This is a genomic window from Mesorhizobium sp. G2-6-1 (assembly GCF_055809095.1).
This window is the reverse complement of record NZ_CM147896.1, coordinates 180,149-198,165: the sequence shown is the minus strand read 5'-3', so window position 1 is coordinate 198,165 and position 18,017 is coordinate 180,149. Positions and strand designations below refer to the sequence as shown.

Here is an 18,017-nt window from a genome sequence, read left to right as displayed (position 1 = left end):
GAAACATCGGGTGGTTCTGAGTGATAATACTCCACATTATGGAGTGCCCCCTTGGAATGGACAGATTGGGATAAGGAATTGACCCGTGCTGTCGGGTTTTCAATGGACGACTGTCGCAGTCACCGACGAATCTGCAAATTGCCATCGTCATGCGCCGCATGTTCTGTCAGACCGAATGCCGACTGAGCGTCTGGTGGCCTATTCCAGAGCAACGCAATCACAACCCCGACATTGACGGCAGCCAGAACAGCGACGAGAGCAAAGACCGAATCCGGGCCCCAAATATCCAACAGAAGCGCTCCGGCCGTGGGAGCGATTGCCTGGGCAATGAGGCTCGGCATGGCCAGTTTCCCCATCAGCACAGGGTAGTCCTGTTGTCCAAAAAGCGCGAGAGGCAATGCGCCGCGTGCGATTGTCCAGATGCCGTTTCCCGCGCCGTAAACGACCAGGGCCAAAGCCGGAATCGGGAAGCCAATGAAGAGCAGGGCTACGCCACCAGCGATCAGTGTGCTTGCCAGCGCCAATGTCCAGATCGCGTGATAACGCCGACCGAACGCCATCTCGAACAAGCGGCCACCAACCTGTGCCGGCCCGACAAACATCCCGAAAGACACGGCGACGGCAAGTCCGATACCCCGCGATTTCAAAAGCGCGATCAGATGCACGGAAAGGACGGTCTGGATGACAGCGGCAAGCACGAGCGCGGACGCGAGAAGCAGGAACGTACGCCGACCATCTGCCGAAAGAGAAATGTGCTTGCGCGGTGCAGCCGGATCAGTGGCATAAGAAGGTGATTCGTCGCGCATTCCTGGCAGTGCTGTAAGCAGCAGCGGTAGAGAAATGCCGATCTGAATCGCGGCGTAGGTCATGCAGGTACCACGCCATCCGATTGTCTCTTGAAGCCATGCGGACAAAGGCCAGCAAACCGTGCTGGCAAAGCCGCCAAACAATGTCAGTGTCGTGATCGGCCGACGTGCCGCCATTCCATAGATGCTGCCAAGTGTGGAAAACGCGGGATCATAGAGCGAAGCACTCATGGCGATGCCGATGACCGCCCATCCGGCAATGAACACTGGAAGATTAGGCGCAATTGCCAGTAGCGCGAGGCCGATCGCCATGATCACGGCGCCCATCGCGAGGACGTTTCGGCCGCCGTGCATCAAGATGCGTCGACCGACCGTAGGGGATGCCAAACCTGAGATGAGCAGGCCGATCGAGAAGCCACCGACGATCAATGTCAGCGGCCATCCTGTATCATTTGCAATAGGCGCGGCAAGCACCGTTAGGAGATAGTAGGAGGTGCCCCAGGCAAAGATTTGCGTGATGCCGAGCGCCCCAAGGATACGCTTGCCGGTGGGAGCGAATTTGCGCGGGGTCTCGGGTCCTAGATCGGGCGATAGCCGAAAACGATCATGCCACAAATTCTGCCCCCGCAAAGGAGCGTTCAATTGCAGGTGCGCAAATTTCAGATCGATCGGCGCAACAATCTTCCATCAGAAACCGTATCAGGCCGCTTAGTGCATCATATTCGGCACTGTAGACGACCGATCTGGAATCGCGCCTTGGCACCACCAATCCTGCGCGGTCCAGTTCCTTGAGGTGGAAGGAGACGTTAGAGGCCGAAACGTCTACCGCCTGGGCGATGGCTCCTGCTGCCATCCCGTCCGGGCCAGCCCGCACCAGCATGCGCACGATCTTGAGGCGTGTTTCCTGCGATATGGCACTGAATGCGATCAGAGCTTGACGTTCTTCCATATTTCAATAACTCTATGAATATCAAAATAAGGAGTACAACAGATGTCCCTCCCTGACAACACCGAAATCGAGCCCGCACCGCAAACGGCGTCCAACGACATTACAATCGGAGGTCTTCTGGCGGTTCTTGCCAAACATCCTGATATGCCTCTGGTGTTTCACTATGACGGACGCACAGTAAAGCCCGGCTACCATGTGACCGAAGTCAAGGCCGGACAGTTCTCGGCCCTCGATTGCGGCGCGAACCCGGAAGCGTGGTTGGAAATCTTCGTTCAGTTGTGGGATGTGAACGAGGGCGAGCGCGTGCATATGCCGTCCAGTCGGTTTACGGCCATCATTGGCAAAGTCACCGATCATGTGTCACTCGACGCTTCGGCCAAACTAACTTTTGAAGTCAGCGACGGAATTGCACCGATGCAACTTCACAAAGCGGCCACGCCCGAGGTGATCGACGGTAGCGTTCATGTTGAACTTTCGCCACGTGCAGCGAGTTGCAAACCACGAGACAGATGGTTGGATGAACAGTTGCGAACGCGGGAGTCGTGTTGTTCAAATCCCAATGACGGTGCTCGGCAAGTTCAGGGCGCAGCACAATGAGTGAGCTATCCGACAGTCATATCGCTGCGACATCAAATCATCCGGGTTTTCGCAAGCTGCTTTGTGCAGTCGACGGTTCCGACCCCGCATGTCGCGCGGCGCGTGTTGCTGCAAACCTTGCCCTGAGATGTGGCGCAGCCCTCACTTTCGTGTCCGTTGCCCGCGAGGTTGCACTCACTGACGAAGTCAGGACGTTTCTCGCCGATGAAGGTCTGAAAGGACAGCCTCAGCCATGGCTCTCCAACGATGCCGAAGCCTGCATAACGATCGCGGTCGGTATCGCTCGTGAGGTCGGTGTGGAACGTGTCGAACGGCTGGTTATTATTGATCAGCCGGAAAAGGGGATCATCAAGACCGCGACAAACGTTGCAGCCGACTGCCTCATCCTGGGCAGGCATGGTCATCGGCCTGTCGTGGATTTATTTATGGGCTCTGTGACGCGCAAAGTCGTCGATCAAACAGATTTACCCGTGCTTCTCGTGAAGTAGATGCTGGAAGATCTAGCTCTTCTTCTACTCGTGTGTTTGCCCGATTCCAAAACACACATAATAGATGAATAGTATGATTTCAGGATCGCAACGGCTAAGCCATTGAAAGAACTGGTACGCCCAAGGGGAATCGAACCCCTGTTACCGCCGTGAAAGGGCGGTGTCCTGACCGCTAGACGATGGGCGCGCTCAGATTTGGCGGGTTATAGTTGTCTTGCGCGAAACGGGCAACCCATCAGGTGAGGTCGGCGACAACTTTTTTCATCATGTGTTGCTGAAGTGCTGGACGTGGCAATCGAAACCGCTGTCGACCCTCAAGTAAGGCCTAAGGTTCATTTCTTCCGGCGGCGGCACCGCCAGTTCCAGTCGCGCTCGGGGCCAACGTCGACGTGAATAGATGCGGTATGGCAATAGGTGCCGACACCACCGCGCCCAGGCATGGAACGGACATAATTTGCCAGTTCCCATTTGCCGACGCCGGGCACCTGAATGTCGGCTGCGGCGCAATACATATGCAAAGAATTCTTGGCACCGCGCGCCCGCCTGTTGCGGTTTGGGTCGCGGTAGCCGGACGTTACCACCATCTTCTTGCCGTAGTGTCGCTCGATCTGCTTGAGTACTCGCACGAGAGACGGCTTGAGACAGGCAACATCGACACGCTCGGTCTGCTTGAGCAGGCCATTTGGCGCAAGCCGTGCAAGGCCCGCCGCCGATGCGACCTTATAGCTGCCGAAACCTTCGTCTTCGTTGAGATCCACGTCGCTGTCGTCGTCAATACCAGACTTGCGCGTGATCTCGAAAAGCGCGGTCTTGCGCACGCCTGGCAGTGAATCTTCTGAATAAGCATGAACAGGAGTGGCAGAGGCGATAACCGGTTTGGTCGTCTCGGCCGATGCAAGTGTGATGATCGGTTTGGCCGGTTGCTTGGCCGCTGGCGCAGCCTGAGCAGGAGATGAGCCGAAGAAAGCAGCGAGAAAGCCCTTCTTCTTGGGTGCTGCCGGTGCCTGTGTCGCTGGCTCGGTTGCAGTCACATAAAACTCGGCATTTTCTGCCGCCTCGGCAGGGGTGAGGGCTGCGGTCTCGCTTTCGGCTTGAACAGCTTGAGCGGCAGCCTGCTGGGTTTCAGGTTCGCCCGTGGTTGCCAATTCCTGAGGTGTCTGGCCAGCGATTTCCTCGGCTGCCGCAGGGGTCGCAATCGAGAGTTCGGAACCGGGCCTGGTCACGGGTGTAAATGCAACCTGTTCAGGTAACGCTGCCTCGCTATTACCCGCTGACGGAACTTGTCCAATTCCTCCGGTCGAATCGCTTGAAAATGCAGTCTGGTCGCTGGATGCAAGTGCCAGATCGGCACCTGTCGCATTGAATCCCGGCATTGCGCCAGTCATCGTTGGATCGGTTGTCGAAGTGCAAGACGCCAGAAGCACGGATAAAAACGCCGCCGCAACTGCGCGATATTCACTTTTAGCGAAGCGCGATCGCTTTGAATTCAAATTGCTTTCCCCCTCGGTGTCCACCCGGTAGGTCATTGACGTGTGTCGTGACATTCACGTCGAAATGATCATGTCCCCGGAATTGGAAACGAGATCTGTATCATATCAGCAACTGCTTAATGGATTCGGTAACTATCTACAGAATACGCATGTTGCAAGATTGACGGGATCATTTCGCCTTCTTTTGGCTATCCGTCAACTCACCGCACATTACACTGTGTTACACGCGTATCTTCACATAGGAGCCGGGGGCATCGCCCAAGCTCTTCGAGCCTTTGCCCGGCTTGCGCGCGGCGACGCGTTTATCGTCCTTTGATTCGATCCATCGTTGCCAGTGTGGCCACCATGAACCGGGGTGCTCGCTCGCCTTCTCGGTCCATTCGTCGAACGCACCAATCGGTCTGCCGCCGGTCCAGTGTTGGTATTTGTTCTTGTGGGGCGGATTGACGACGCCGGCAATATGGCCTGACCCGGCCATCACATATTCTACTTCGCCGCCAAAATACTGGCACCCCATAAAGACCGATCGGGCCGGCGCGATATGATCCTCCTTAGCGGCGAGATTATAGACCGGAATGGTCACGTCCGAGAGTGAAAGGGTTTTGCCTGCGATTTCGGTCTTGCCGTGCGACAGATTGTTTTCAAGATAGCAGTTGCGAAGATAGAAAGAATGATTGGCCGCCGCCATGCGAGTCGAATCTGCATTCCAGTAGAGCAGATCGAAAGGCAGAGGGTCTTTGCCGCGCATGTAATTGTTAACGACATATGGCCAGATAAGGTCGCCTGAACGCAGCATGTTGAAAGCGGTCGCCATCTTGGTGCCGTCGAGATAGCCCTTCTCATTCATGGCGCGCTCGACTGCCGTAACCTGATCTTCGTCGACAAAAACCTTCAGGTCGCCTGCATAGGTGAAATCGACCTGCGTGGTGAAGAAAGTGACCGACTGGATGCGGTCGTCTCCTTCTTGAGCCAGAAGCGCAAGCGCCGCCGCCAAAAGCGTGCCGCCGACGCAGTAGCCGATCGCATTCACCTCGCGTTCGCCTGTCGCTTTTTCGATCGTGTCGAGGCCGTATTGAAGACCCTCGCGAATATAGGCTTCCCAACTCTTGTTGCCGTGGCGCTCGTCGGGGTTGACCCATGAAATGACGAAGACCGTGTGGCCTTGCTCAACGGCCCAGCGGATGAATGATTTCTCGGGGTTGAGGTCGAGTATGTAGAATTTGTTGATCCATGGCGGACAGATCAGCAATGGCCGCTTCAGCACCTTTTTGGTGGCGGGTTTATACTGGATGATCTCGGCAATATCGCTGCGCCCCACAACCTTGCCCGGTGTGACGGCGATATTGCGCCCAATCTCGAAACTCGAATAATCGGCCTGGCGTACCCGCAAATCACCTTTGCCGGCAGTGATGTCCTCGGCCAGCATCTTCATGCCGCGCACAAGATTTTCGCCGTTTGAGGCGATGGTTTCGCGAAACAGTTCCGGATTTGTAAGAATGAAATTCGACGGCGAAATGGCGTTGGAAACCTGTTTGACGTAGAAGCTGGCCTTGTGGCGCGTGTGCTCGTCGAGACCGTCTGCCCGTTCCACGAGATCTGTCGCCCAATTAGAGGTAATCAGATAAGCCTGCTTGAGAAAATCGAAGAAGGCATTCTTGCCCCATTCGGGATCCTGAAAACGTTTGTCGCCACGCTCGGTCTTGACGGCATCTTCATCGTTGTCGGCGTTTTCGGGCGCGCTTGCTCGGTTGACGGCACTTGCCCACACACTCATATAGCCCGCGAAAAGCTGCGTTTGCGCATCCAGCGCGCGCTTGGGGTCGGACAGCCAGTATTCGGTCAGTTTCGAGAAGGTCTTGACCATGTCGACCATCGGTTCTGAAACCTGATCACGCACATCGCCCTTTTCGCGTGGCTCGGCCCAGGCCGATGCAGCCTTGCCTGCCTGCTCCACCATACGTGCCAGATTCAGCGCGAAACGCTCTGGGTCTTTCACCAGATATTGTTCGACAGGCGAGGGACCGTCGCTGTCGGCTTTGCCTTGGCCGGATTTTTCGGACATTCTAGGCGCTGTTCCTCCCAAGGCTCTTTATTGACATACTACCATGACACAGCCGATAGGGTCTAACATGCTCTATCGCGGCATCAGGCAAGAATAATGACACACCCCATTGGCCAGATCATTTTATTGGATGCTGGGCGTCTTTGTCGCATGGCGACGGCGGTCGCCCTTCTGGCTCTTGGCGCATGCACCACAGCCAATTTCGAGGACGTAGCACCTACCAGCGTCGATTTGGCCGCTCAAGGGAATGTCCAGGGGCCAACGGATACGGGAAGCTTTCCAAATCTCAACATCGTACCCCGGCAGGCCGCGCCGCAACTTACCGACGCGCAAAAAAATGCCAAGCTGGCGGAACTGAATGCCGACAAGGCCGCAGCCGTTGCAGGCGCTAGCGGTGCGCCAGCGCCTGACGACAGCGCCGAACTGCGGTCACTGGCGAAAAATCATGCCGAGGATACACTCAAGCAGATCGAAGGCAAATGCGATCCCGCCCTCGACCCGACCTGCAAATAAGGTTATATCGCCCAACCTAATTCGCACCGATAAAATCGCGCCATTGATGCGGGAACTGACATGGAAGAATTTCACAAGGTACGCCGCCTTCCGCCCTACGTTTTCGAGCAGGTCAATCGGCTCAAGGCCAGTGCTCGTTCGCGCGGTGCCGATATTGTCGATCTGGGTATGGGCAATCCGGACCTTCCCACGCCCAAGGCGATTGTTGATAAATTGTGCGAAGTGGTGCGCGATCCACGCACCCATCGCTACTCCTCTTCCCGTGGTATTCCCGGATTGCGCCGTGCTCAGGCGGGCTATTATGCGCGCCGTTTTGGTGTGAAACTCGACCCCGAGACGCAGATTGTCGCGACGCTCGGCTCCAAGGAAGGCTTTGCCAATATGGCGCAGGCCATTACCGCGCCCGGCGACGTAATTTTGTGCCCGAACCCGACCTATCCGATACATGCCTTCGGTTTCATCATGTCGGGCGGTGTTATCCGTTCGCTAAAGGCCGAACCGGACAATGAGTTCATTCCGGCGCTCGAACGCGCCATCCGCCATTCGATCCCAAAACCTTTGGCGCTGATCCTGAATTATCCGTCGAACCCGACGGCACTGGTCGCCTCGCTCGATTTTTACAAGGACGTTATTGCCTTCGCGAAAAAGCACGACCTCATTGTTCTTTCAGATCTGGCCTATTCCGAGATTTATTTTGACGGCAATCCGCCGCCATCGGTGTTGCAGGTTCCCGGTGCCGTCGACGTTGCGGTCGAATTCACCTCCATGTCGAAGACTTTTTCCATGCCGGGTTGGCGCATGGGCTTCGCGGTTGGCAACGAGCGGCTGATTTCGGCGCTGACACGGGTGAAATCCTATCTCGATTATGGTGCCTTTACGCCGATACAGGTTGCGGCCTCCGCCGCGCTGAATGGCGACGGTGGCGATATTGCCGAAGTGCGCGACGTTTATCGCAAGCGCCGCGACGTCATGGTCGATGCTTTCGGCCGTGCGGGTTGGTCGGTTCCGGCACCTGCAGCCACTATGTTTGCCTGGGCTCCCATTCCCGAACCGTTCCGGCATCTCGGTTCGCTGGAATTTTCCAAACTGCTTATCGAACACGCTGATGTGGCCGTTGCGCCGGGGATTGGCTTCGGTGAGCATGGTGACGACTTCGTTCGTATCGCGCTCGTCGAAAACGAGCACCGCATTCGTCAGGCGGCGCGCAATATCAAGCGTTTCCTGCTATCGAGTGCAAAACAACCCAACAATGTGGTTCCACTTACGGCTCATCGCTGAAAGCTTCGCCACATTCCACAAAGATTGAAAGAGGGACGTCGCCAGACATGGCTGAAGTATTGCGTGTTGGAATTGCCGGTCTAGGCACTGTCGGGGCGTCCGTCATCCGTGTCGTGAGCGAAAAGGCGGCTGAATTGACCCGTCAATGCGGGCGCGACATCGTGGTCACGGCTGTTTCTGCGCGCGATGCAGCTAAGGATCGCGGTGTCGATGTCAGCGCCGCGAAATGGTTCGACGACCCGGTGGAACTGGCTCGGAAAGCCGATATCGACGTTTTCGTCGAACTGATTGGAGGCGATGAAGGCCCGGCGCGAGCTTGTGTAAAAGCCGCACTGGAAGCGGGCAGGCATGTGGTGACAGCTAACAAGGCACTACTGGCCAAACATGGCGTGGCACTGGCCGAAGCGGCGGAAAAACGCGGCGTGTTGTTGAATTATGAGGCAGCGGTTGCGGGTGGTATTCCGGTCATCAAGACCATGCGAGAAGCCATGGCCGGCAATTCGGTGTCGCGCGTATTCGGCATCATGAATGGAACCTGCAATTACATCCTGACGCGCATGGAGGCCGAAGGCTTGTCATTTGAGGATTGCCTCAAGGATGCACAGCGGCTGGGCTATGCCGAAGCCGATCCGACCTTCGACATTGAAGGTAACGACACGGCCCACAAACTCGCCATTTTGACCAGCCTTGCATTTGGTACGCGCATCTCCGCTGGCGATATTTATATGGAAGGCATTTCCAATATCACGCAGGCAGATATTCGTGCCGCGGGCGCGCTCGGCTATCGCATCAAGCTGCTTGGTGTCGCCCAGCGCACCGAAAGCGGCATCGAACAGCGCGTTCATCCGACCATGGTGCCGACGGCTTCGGTCATCGCCCAGGTTAACGGCGTTACCAATGCGGTCGCGATTGAAACCGATATTCTGGGCGAACTCCTCTTGTCCGGTCCCGGTGCCGGCGGCAATGCCACGGCATCGGCGGTCATTGGCGACATTGCCGATATTGCCAAGAGCCGGCCCGGCTTCCAGCATGGCCCGGTGTTCGGGCGTCCGGCGAAAGAATTGCAACCCTACAAGAAGGCCCGGATGCGCGCCCATGCGGGCGGATATTTCATTCGCCTCACCGTGCATGACCGCCTTGGTGTTTTCGCGGCGATTGCGCGGCGCATGTCCGATAACGACATCTCGCTGGAATCGATTGTCCAGCATGCGGATAAACTTGAAGCTGCCGCACAAAAGACTGTCATCCTCGTCACGCATGAGACAACCGAGGCAGCCGTGCGCAAGGCGGTTGACGGCATCACCAGGGACGGGCATTTGACGACAAAGCCGCAAGTCATCCGCATCGAGCGGGCGGAATAGGGCTTTCTGGTTTCAATCGATTGATAATGTTGATTTTTCAAGAAGCCTCGCTGAGGGACTTGTCGTTGTCATGAGCCTTTGCCAAAAGAAATTTGCGTTCCCCTGGATGGAGCGTGCCAAAAAGGATTTATTGCCATCATGAATGCCGCACAAAAGATCAGCGCAGGGCTCGACCGGGTTTTGACCATGGAACTGGTTCGCGTCACCGAACGTGCGGCGGTTGCCGCTGCAAGGCTGCGCGGGCGTGGCGATGAAAAGGCCGCAGATCAGGTCGCAGTCGATGCCATGCGCAAGGAGCTCAACCAGCTTGCCATCGCAGGCACGGTGGTGATCGGTGAAGGCGAGCGCGACGAAGCGCCAATGCTTTACATCGGCGAAGAGGTTGGAACCGGCAAGGGACCAGCCGTGGATATCGCGCTTGACCCGCTTGAAGGTACTACAATCTGCGCCAAGAACCTGCCCAATGCGCTCGCCGTTGTCGCGCTGGCGGAAAAAGGCAGCCTGCTTTATGCGCCAGACGTTTACATGGACAAGATTGCGGTTGGTCCAGGCTACCCCGATGGGATTATCGATATTGACGCGGAGCCCGCCGAAAACATCGCGCGGCTGGCCAAGGCCAAAGGGGTGTCGGTGGCTGAAATCACCACCTGTATTCTGGACCGGCCACGCCATGCCAAGTTGATTGAAGCGGTGCGTGCCACGGGCGCGTCGATCCGCCTGATCGGTGATGGCGACGTCGCGGGCGTTATCCACACCACCGATCCGGAAGAAACCGGCATCGATATCTACCTTGGCACGGGTGGTGCACCCGAAGGTGTTCTGGCGGCGGCGGCATTGCGTTGTACTGGTGGCCAGATGCAGGGCCGATTGATCCTCGATACGGCCGAAAAGGTGGAACGTGCGGCAACAATGGGCATTTCCGATCCCAAAAAAGTCTATCGCGTGGACGAAATGGCGCGCGGTGACGTGTTGTTTGCCGCTACCGGTGTGACCGATGGCAACATGCTGGCCGGTGTGAAGTTCGGTGGTAACTACATCACCACGCACACGATCGTGTTGCGCTCGTCGTCGCGGACCGTGCGTGAGATCAAGGCGCGCCATCAGGATCTCGAGAAATTCTGATTTTGCCGCAGTCTGCGTTGGCCTATAGTCGCACCACAATGCGTGGACATCACACATAGTGGCGGAGAAACGGATATTTCTCGGCGTTCGACGCTCAGTCACCGGTGTTTCGTGGGAACACAGGCTGAACGAGCGTCAGGACATGGCTGCACTTGCCATTGCGCAGGGACATGGCGTGCCCGATATTGTGGCGCGCGTACTCGCCGGGCGCGGCGTGAACGCGGCAGATACCGAACGCTTCCTCGATCCGACCATTCGTGATTTGTTGCCGGACCCGGCGTCGCTGACCGACATGGACAGCGCCGCTGTTCGGATTGCCGAAGCTGTCGTCGCCAAGGAGAAGGTGGCGATTTTCGGCGATTACGACGTCGACGGCGCAGCCTCATCCGCTTTGATGAAGCGGTTTCTGGCTTATTTCGGCATCGCCGCTGAAATCTATATCCCGGATCGCATTTTCGAGGGCTATGGACCGAACCCGGACGCAATGCGTGAACTGGTTGGACGAGGTGCTACGCTGATTGTGACGGTGGACAGCGGCACCAATAGTTCAGCATCCATCGAAGCGGCCAAACAGGCGGGCGCCGACGTCGTCGTGATTGACCATCATCAGGTGGGCGGTGCGTTGCCCGAAGCCGTCGCCATCGTCAATCCCAACCGCGAAGATGATTTGTCGGGGCAGGGCCATTTATGCGCTGGCGGCGTGGTGTTCCTTGCTCTGGTGCAGACGGCAAAGTTCTGCGCAGCCGTTTGCCGGGCGCGCCACAGCCAAATCTTCTGGAGTTTCTTGATCTGGTGGCGCTGGCAACGGTCTGCGATGTCGTGCCGTTAACCGGGGTAAACCGGGCTTTCGTGGTCAAGGGGCTTCAGATCGCGCGCCAGCAATCCAATGCCGGGTTAAGTGCATTGGCGCGCGTTTCGCGAGTGGGCGAGCCGCTCAACACATTCCATCTGGCGTTTCTGATTGGCCCGCGCATCAATGCTGGAGGGCGCATCGGTGATGCGGGCCTTGGCAGTCGCTTGCTCGCAACCGACGACCCGGTCGAAGCCGGCACGATTTCCGAAAAGCTCAATCAGTTGAACCAGGAGCGGCAATTGATGGAGCAGACAATGCTCGCCGAAGCTCGCGCGGAGGCTGATGCAGAGCTTGCCGGTGGCGCTGGGCCTGCAATTCTCGTCACTGCAAGCACCAGATGGCATCCCGGCATTGTTGGCCTGATCGCTTCGCGGCTCAAGGACCACGCACGCCGGCCAGCTTTTGCCATTGCCTTCAACGCAAACGATGTTGGCACGGGATCGGGACGCTCGGTCGCCGGCTTTGATCTCGGCAGATTGGTCCGTGATGGCGTGGAGGCCGGATTGATCGTCAAGGGCGGTGGCCATGCGATGGCTGCCGGTATAACGGTTGAGCGCGATAAACTGGGGCCGTTACGTGCATTTTTCGAAGAGCGTGCCTCCGCAGATGTATTTCGCTTGCAGGATCAGGAGAGCCTGCTGATAGACGGGGCGCTTGCAGCCGAGGGTGCGACGCTCGATCTGCTCGATAAACTGGAGAAGGCTGGCCCCTTTGGGACAGGCCACGTCGCGCCGGTTTTCGCCTTGCCGCGCCATCGCTTGGCCGATGCAAGGCTTGTTGGCACCAATCATATTCGTGTCGATTTTCAATCCGAAAGCGGCGGCAGGATTCAGGCTATCGCCTTTCGCGCCGTAGATACGGTGCTTGGCGACTTTCTGATGAAAAACCGGGGCAAGACGATTCACGTCGCCGGTTCCCTGTCTTCCAACTACTGGAACGGCAACCGCAAGGCGCAATTTCGCATTATTGATGCCGCGTCAACCTGATTTTCCTCATCAGACCAGAACCGACTGAAGCCGAACGAGTTCGCCGATTTGTGCCTTGGTCGCATCGTAGCCGAGTTTGATTGCCTCATCGGCGCGGTGGAATTCGGCCATGCCGATGTGACCAAGCTTGGGTTGCACCGACAAATCTGGCGGATCGCCAGCAAGGCGCGCCCGCGAAATCCGGTCCTGGATGATGTTGAAAGCTTCTACCATCACGCCGGTGATGCCGAGACGGCTCTCCTTGGATGGCAGATTATTACCGGGCCGGGGTTCCGCCGGTGCGTCACGTTCGACCAAGAGTTCGCCAGCACTGTGCCGGATGACGGCCGCGCGCCCGAAATTATCATGGCTGAGATTGACGGCGACGACGAGCGGCTGTTCCATCGCGCGGCACACTGAAACCGGAACGGGGTTGACGAGTGCGCCGTCCATGAGGATGCGGCCATTGCAATTGACAGGTTCAAACACGCCGGGCAGCGCGTAGGATGCGCGCATGGCGGAAATGAGAGAGCCGCTCGACAGCCAGATTTCATGGCCGGTGCGGACTTCGGCAGCGACACTGACGAAAGGTTTTGGCAAATCCTCAAAGCGAACACCGGCCAAGTGCTCGCGCAGCCGGGCATCGAGCTTCATGCCGCCGAACAGACCGTTGCCGCGCAGATTAATGTCGAGAAGGCCGAAGATGCGGCGTCTGGTCAGGCTACAAGCGAATTCTTCCAGTTCGTCCAGCTTGCCGGCGAGATAGCAACCACCCACAAGCGCACCGATAGACGTTCCTGCAATCATCGAGATCTTGATGCCGGCTTCGTCGAGCGCCCGCAACACGCCAATGTGGGCCCAGCCGCGTGCGCAGCCACCGCCAAGCGCCAGCGAAATGCCCGTGTTGCCCGGTGCTTTCGGCTCGCTTGTGGCCGACGCCGACGAGAGGCCGTTGGCTTCTCGAACGTCAGGTCTGCTGCGCAAGGACGCCCACTCGAGCATCACATTCTCCCTTGTCCCACGGTTAGCCTAGCGCTGATTTGTATCGAAGAGGTGAATCCGTGTGTTGGCAATATGTCAATAAGTTCAATCACGCCCTCGATAGGCTGCTTCAGCATCGAATAATGGTTCGCTTCCGTCGGTGGAAAGCGTCCCTTTGCCTTCAACCAGACACACCATTCGATAAAAACAGGAACGCCGACCGGTGTGGCAGGTTGCATCGTGGCCCAACACTTTTACCTTGAGCCAGATGGCATCCTGATCGCAGTCGGTCCTGATTTCTGTGACCTGTTGCACATTGCCGGATGTTTCCCCTTTTTCCAAAGGGTGTTGCGCGAACGTGACCAATAATGCGCAATGCCGGTTTCAAGCGTAAGCGCCAGCGCCTTCGCATTCATGTGCGCCACCATCAGCACCATGCCGTCTTCAGCGTCCGTGACCACCGCTGTGACCAGTCCGTTTGCATCGAAACGTGGCGTGAAGACCGCCCCGTCTTCCAGCGTTTTCTTGTCGGCGGATGCGGGCGGGAAGGTGAGAGCCGACATGGCTGGTCCTCGTCTTTATGCTACGCGCGGCTTGTCGCGACAGATGAGCGCTCAGGTGGAGGCTTTTCCGCGGATCATCGTCATGTAGCGGATTTGCTCTTCCGGGTTGTCGCGGAACGTACCGGTGAAGGTCGAGGTCAGCGTTGTCGAGCCCTGCTTGCGAATGCCGCGCATGGCGATGCACATATGCTCCGCCTCGATCATAACGGCGACGCCACGCGGATTGAGTACGTCCTGGATGACATTGGCGATCTGCGCGGTCATCGCCTCCTGCGTTTGCAGGCGATGTGCGAAGATATCGACGACGCGGATGATTTCCGAAAGGCCAACGACCTTGCCATCGGGCAGATAGCCGACATGCGCCTTGCCGATGATCGGCACCATGTGGTGTTCGCAATGCGAATGGAACTCGATGTCCTTGACGATGACGAGATCGTCATAGCCGGCCACTTCCTCAAAGGTGCGCCCCAGTTCTTCCGCCGGGTCCATATCGTAGCCACCGAACATTTCACGGAAAGCTTTCGCCACGCGTTTTGGCGTGTCGAGAAGGCCCTCACGTTCAGGATTGTCGCCAGTCCAGCGCAGCAGGGTGCGAACCGCTGCTTCGGCTTCGGCTTCACTGGGGCGATCTGCGACCCATTTTTCCGTTTTGTCGATGTGAGGCATGAGATTCTTGATAACGGCATCCATAAAGGCGTCTCCCGTAGTTCCTCTCACTCGGAGGAACGAGTTGAACGGACCACAGCCTTTCACGGGTTCGCCAAACGAAACGGCCCGAAAGCGGCGTGACGTGGTTCCAGGAAGTTAGATGCACGACGTGCCTTGCCGTTCCCGAAACACCAGCATTATATATTAAATCGTTATCGCAATTAAAAGACATGCAAACGGCAATCGCTGTCTGTCATGCGGCGATGGATCGGAAAAATATGCTCGACGACGTCTATAATATGAAAATTCTGGCGTTTGCTGGAAATATTGGCCATATCGGCCGGCTCGAACAACCGGATGCGTCCGCCACCGCACATTCCAAATTGTGCGGCTCGACAGTGACCGTCGACCTCAAGATGGACGATGGTGTTGTCACCGACTTTGCCCAGGATGTGAAGGCTTGCGCTCTTGGTCAGGCATCATGCGCGATCATGGCCGAGAATATCATTGGCGCGACAACGGCAGATTTGCGTTCCGTTCAGGAAACAATGCGCAAGATGCTGAAGGAAAATGGTGCGCCGCCCGAGGGACGGTTTGCCGATCTGAAATATCTGGAACCGGTGCGCGATTACAAGGCGCGCCATGCTTCGACCATGCTGGCGTTTGACGCCGTTGTGGATGCAATAGGCCAGATCGAGAAGAAGCGTGCCGATGAGGCCGCGTGATGCTTGCCCGTGACGCCTGAAAAAATCCACAAGTATGACCGCCCGCGCTACAGCCGAAATTGGAGCGGGGCTTGGCGCAAGACGCCGGGGCGTATTTTTGGCTTGGCGCTTGTCCGCTTCTATCAACTCACCCTGTCGGGTTTCGTAGGCAATAGCTGCCGTCACCTGCCGACCTGCTCTGAATATGCGTATGAGGCAATTGCGCGCCACGGCTTGTGGGCAGGGGGCTGGATGGGGCTTTTTCGTGTCATGCGCTGCGGGCCGGGCGGCACCAAGGGCATTGATCGCGTTCCTGAAACTTTGGTGAGCCGCTTTCACTGGTTTACGCCATGGCGCTATTGGCAAGTCGGAGAAAGACGCGGTGAGGCCGAAATCTGACCGCCACCAAGGCTATACGTTTCGTCACTCGAATTCCCACACTGCTCTATGTCTTTGATTCCATGCAATTCCACACGCAAATGTGGGTTCCACTTTTCCTGAAATTGCTCTAGAACACCGCTCGTCGCACTTGGCGACAACCCACCCGCGTTCGTTTGCGGGACTGGATAGGAGAAGACTATGTTGAATTCCGTTTCCCTGAAATTCCCAGACGGTTCTGTCCGCGATTATGATGCGGCGATGACCGGCACGGCGCTGGCTGAATCGATCTCGAAATCGTTGGCCAAGAAGGCCGTAGCCTACGCAATCGACGGTACGCTACGCGATTTGTGTGACCCGATTGGCAAGTCCGGGGACGTCGAAATCGTTACTCGCGACGACCCGCGCGCACTGGAGCTTATCCGCCACGACGCAGCGCACGTGTTGGCCGAAGCGGTTCAGGAACTGTGGCCGGGCACGCAAGTCACCATCGGCCCGGTTATCGAGAACGGCTTTTACTACGATTTCGCTCGAAATGAGCCATTCACGCCTGACGATTTTTCCGCAATTGAAAAGAAAATGCGCGAAATCATCGGGCGCAACAAACCCTTCACCAAGCAGGTGTGGACGCGTGAAAAGGCCAGGGGCGTTTTTGCCGAGAAGGGCGAAGCCTACAAGCTCGAACTGATCGACGCGATCCCCAAGGATCAGGAACTCAAGATTTACGCGCAGGGCGACTGGTTCGACCTCTGCCGTGGCCCGCATATGGCCTCGACCGGCCAGATCGGCAACGCCTTCAAACTGATGAAGGTGGCAGGTGCCTATTGGCGCGGCGATTCCAACAATCCGATGCTGACGCGTATTTATGGCACAGCATGGGCAAATCAGGCTGAACTTGATGCCTATCAGACGATGCTGGAAGAGGCGGAGAAACGCGATCATCGCAAGCTTGGCCGCGAGATGGACCTGTTCCACTTTCAGGAAGAGGGCCCGGGCGTCGTGTTCTGGCATGCGAAGGGCTGGAAGATGTTCCAGAATCTTATCTCCTATATGCGCCGCCGCCTCGGCGACGACTATCAGGAGGTAAATGCCCCGCAGGTGCTGGATAAAAGCTTGTGGGAGACTTCCGGTCACTGGGGCTGGTATCAAGAGAATATGTTTGCGGTGAAGTCGGCCCATGCCTTCACTCATCCCGACGATCCCGAAGCAGATCAACGCATTTTCGCGTTGAAGCCCATGAACTGTCCTGGCCATGTGCAGATCTTCAAGCATGGGTTGAAGTCTTACCGCGATCTGCCTATCCGGCTTGCCGAATTTGGCAATGTGCATCGCTATGAGGCTTCTGGGGCACTGCATGGATTGATGCGCGTGCGCGCCTTCACACAGGATGATGCACACGTCTTCTGCACGGAAGATCAACTCGAAGCCGAAATTATGAAGATCAACGATCTGATGATGTCGGTTTACAAGGATTTCGGCTTTGACGAAGTGGTGGTCAAACTGGCCACCCGCCCGGAAAAGCGCGTCGGCACCGATGCGATGTGGGATCACGCCGAAGACATTCTCAAGCGCGCGCTTTCGCGCATTGCGCACGAGGATAATCGCATCAAGACCGATATCAACGAGGGCGAGGGCACCTTCTACGGGCCGAAATTCGAGTATACGCTGAGGGATGCCATCGGTCGGGAATGGCAATGTGGCACCACGCAGGTCGATTTCAACCTGCCGGAGCGGTTCGGCGCTTTCTACATCGGCTCGGATTCGGAGAAAAAGCAGCCGGTGATGGTGCATCGGGCCATCTGTGGTTCGCTGGAGCGGTTTCTTGGCATTCTCATCGAGAGCCATGCGGGCCAGATGCCGCTATGGTTTGCGCCGCTGCAAGTGGTGGTGGCGACGATCACCTCGGACGCCGATGATTACGCAACGAAGGTTGTGAAGCGTTTGAAGGCAGCAGGTTTGTCGGCAGAACTCGATCTGCGCAATGAGAAAATCAACTACAAGGTTCGTGAACACAGCCTTGCCAAGGTTCCGGTCATGCTGGTGTGCGGCAAGCGCGAAGCGGAGGAAGAAACTGTCAATATTCGCCGCCTCGGTTCCCGTGACCAGAAGTCCATGAGCCTTGGCGATGCCATTGTGGCGTTGAAGGATGAGGTGGTGCCCCCGACCTCAGGCGCGAACAACTGGATTGAACGGCAAAAGCTGACGAAATGGCGATGGGTGCAACTCATCGCCAATTTGTTTGGAGAGCGGTCCACGGTT

14 protein-coding genes, 1 tRNA gene and 3 pseudogenes are annotated in these 18,017 nt (G+C 57.1%); 10 read left to right on the top strand and 8 right to left on the bottom strand.

Annotated elements, in window-relative coordinates; translation table 11 throughout:
• Window positions 1-119: 119 nt before the first annotated feature.
• Both AC0L7S_RS00870 and AC0L7S_RS00865 read right to left on the bottom strand, forming a co-directional pair.
• Window positions 120-1,421: an MFS transporter gene (locus AC0L7S_RS00870; RefSeq protein WP_473472663.1), complete on the bottom strand. Its 1,302-nt coding sequence runs from the start codon at window positions 1,419-1,421 to the stop codon at window positions 120-122.
• Entirely contained in the window at window positions 1,411-1,755 is a 345-nt protein-coding gene (locus AC0L7S_RS00865; RefSeq protein WP_473472662.1) for an ArsR/SmtB family transcription factor, read from the bottom strand. Before AC0L7S_RS00865 ends, AC0L7S_RS00870 begins: the two co-directional genes overlap by 11 nt.
• A gap of 42 nt (window positions 1,756-1,797) precedes the next feature.
• Between AC0L7S_RS00865 and AC0L7S_RS00860 the strand changes: the two genes are divergently transcribed.
• A complete protein-coding gene (locus AC0L7S_RS00860; protein WP_473472661.1) occupies window positions 1,798-2,352 on the top strand; it encodes a DUF6428 family protein in 555 nt (184 codons plus the stop codon).
• Window positions 2,349-2,840: a universal stress protein gene (locus AC0L7S_RS00855; RefSeq protein ID WP_473472660.1), complete on the top strand. Its 492-nt coding sequence runs from the start codon at window positions 2,349-2,351 to the stop codon at window positions 2,838-2,840. Before AC0L7S_RS00860 ends, AC0L7S_RS00855 begins: the two co-directional genes overlap by 4 nt.
• 112 nt (window positions 2,841-2,952) lie before the next feature.
• Here the strand turns inward: AC0L7S_RS00855 and AC0L7S_RS00850 are convergent.
• From AC0L7S_RS00850 to AC0L7S_RS00840, 3 genes are all read right to left on the bottom strand, one after another.
• Window positions 2,953-3,027 (bottom strand) — tRNA-Glu (locus AC0L7S_RS00850).
• A gap of 145 nt (window positions 3,028-3,172) precedes the next feature.
• A complete protein-coding gene (locus tag AC0L7S_RS00845; protein ID WP_473472659.1) occupies window positions 3,173-4,330 on the bottom strand; it encodes a YcbK family protein in 1,158 nt (385 codons plus the stop codon).
• A 220-nt stretch (window positions 4,331-4,550) separates the two neighbouring features.
• Window positions 4,551-6,392 carry a PHA/PHB synthase family protein gene (locus tag AC0L7S_RS00840; RefSeq protein ID WP_473472658.1) on the bottom strand — a complete coding sequence of 614 codons (1,842 nt, stop codon included), beginning with the start codon at window positions 6,390-6,392 and terminating at the stop codon, window positions 4,551-4,553.
• A gap of 96 nt (window positions 6,393-6,488) precedes the next feature.
• On the opposite strand from AC0L7S_RS00840, the gene AC0L7S_RS00835 reads away from it, so the two are divergent.
• The 5 genes and pseudogenes from AC0L7S_RS00835 (at window position 6,489) to recJ (ending at window position 12,505) form a co-directional block, all read left to right on the top strand.
• Window positions 6,489-6,905, top strand: coding sequence for a hypothetical protein (locus AC0L7S_RS00835; protein ID WP_473472657.1), 417 nt, complete (start codon window positions 6,489-6,491; stop codon window positions 6,903-6,905).
• Between the two features lie 60 nt (window positions 6,906-6,965).
• Window positions 6,966-8,183 carry an LL-diaminopimelate aminotransferase gene (locus AC0L7S_RS00830; protein ID WP_473472656.1) on the top strand — a complete coding sequence of 406 codons (1,218 nt, stop codon included), beginning with the start codon at window positions 6,966-6,968 and terminating at the stop codon, window positions 8,181-8,183.
• Between the two features lie 47 nt (window positions 8,184-8,230).
• The gene (locus AC0L7S_RS00825; protein WP_473472655.1) at window positions 8,231-9,544 is read left to right on the top strand and encodes a homoserine dehydrogenase; all 1,314 of its coding nucleotides are present in this window, start codon (window positions 8,231-8,233) and stop codon (window positions 9,542-9,544) included.
• A gap of 138 nt (window positions 9,545-9,682) precedes the next feature.
• Window positions 9,683-10,666 carry a class II fructose-bisphosphatase gene (gene glpX / locus AC0L7S_RS00820; RefSeq protein WP_473472654.1) on the top strand — a complete coding sequence of 328 codons (984 nt, stop codon included), beginning with the start codon at window positions 9,683-9,685 and terminating at the stop codon, window positions 10,664-10,666.
• 55 nt (window positions 10,667-10,721) lie between these two features.
• Window positions 10,722-12,505: pseudogene (gene recJ, locus AC0L7S_RS00815) on the top strand (single-stranded-DNA-specific exonuclease RecJ).
• Window positions 12,506-12,514: 9 nt separating this feature from the next.
• On the opposite strand, the gene AC0L7S_RS00810 reads toward recJ, so the two are convergent.
• From AC0L7S_RS00810 to folE, 3 genes and pseudogenes are all read right to left on the bottom strand, one after another.
• Window positions 12,515-13,486, bottom strand: a complete 972-nt coding sequence (locus tag AC0L7S_RS00810; protein ID WP_473472653.1) for a patatin family protein — start codon at window positions 13,484-13,486, stop codon at window positions 12,515-12,517.
• A gap of 84 nt (window positions 13,487-13,570) precedes the next feature.
• Window positions 13,571-14,028 (bottom strand): annotated as a pseudogene (hisI, locus tag AC0L7S_RS00805) (phosphoribosyl-AMP cyclohydrolase).
• Between the two features lie 51 nt (window positions 14,029-14,079).
• Window positions 14,080-14,718, bottom strand: coding sequence for a GTP cyclohydrolase I FolE (gene folE / locus AC0L7S_RS00800; RefSeq protein ID WP_473472652.1), 639 nt, complete (start codon window positions 14,716-14,718; stop codon window positions 14,080-14,082).
• Between the two features lie 236 nt (window positions 14,719-14,954).
• On the opposite strand from folE, the gene AC0L7S_RS00795 reads away from it, so the two are divergent.
• The 3 genes and pseudogenes from AC0L7S_RS00795 to thrS all read left to right on the top strand — a co-directional run.
• Window positions 14,955-15,401 (top strand): iron-sulfur cluster assembly scaffold protein, encoded by a 447-nt coding sequence (locus tag AC0L7S_RS00795; protein WP_473472651.1) that lies wholly within the window; start codon window positions 14,955-14,957, stop codon window positions 15,399-15,401.
• Between the two features lie 9 nt (window positions 15,402-15,410).
• Window positions 15,411-15,779: a membrane protein insertion efficiency factor YidD gene (yidD, locus tag AC0L7S_RS00790; RefSeq protein WP_473472650.1), complete on the top strand. Its 369-nt coding sequence runs from the start codon at window positions 15,411-15,413 to the stop codon at window positions 15,777-15,779.
• Window positions 15,780-15,959: 180 nt separating this feature from the next.
• Window positions 15,960-17,921 (top strand): annotated as a pseudogene (gene thrS, locus AC0L7S_RS00785) (threonine--tRNA ligase); the annotation flags it as partial.
• Window positions 17,922-18,017 lie beyond the last annotated feature (96 nt).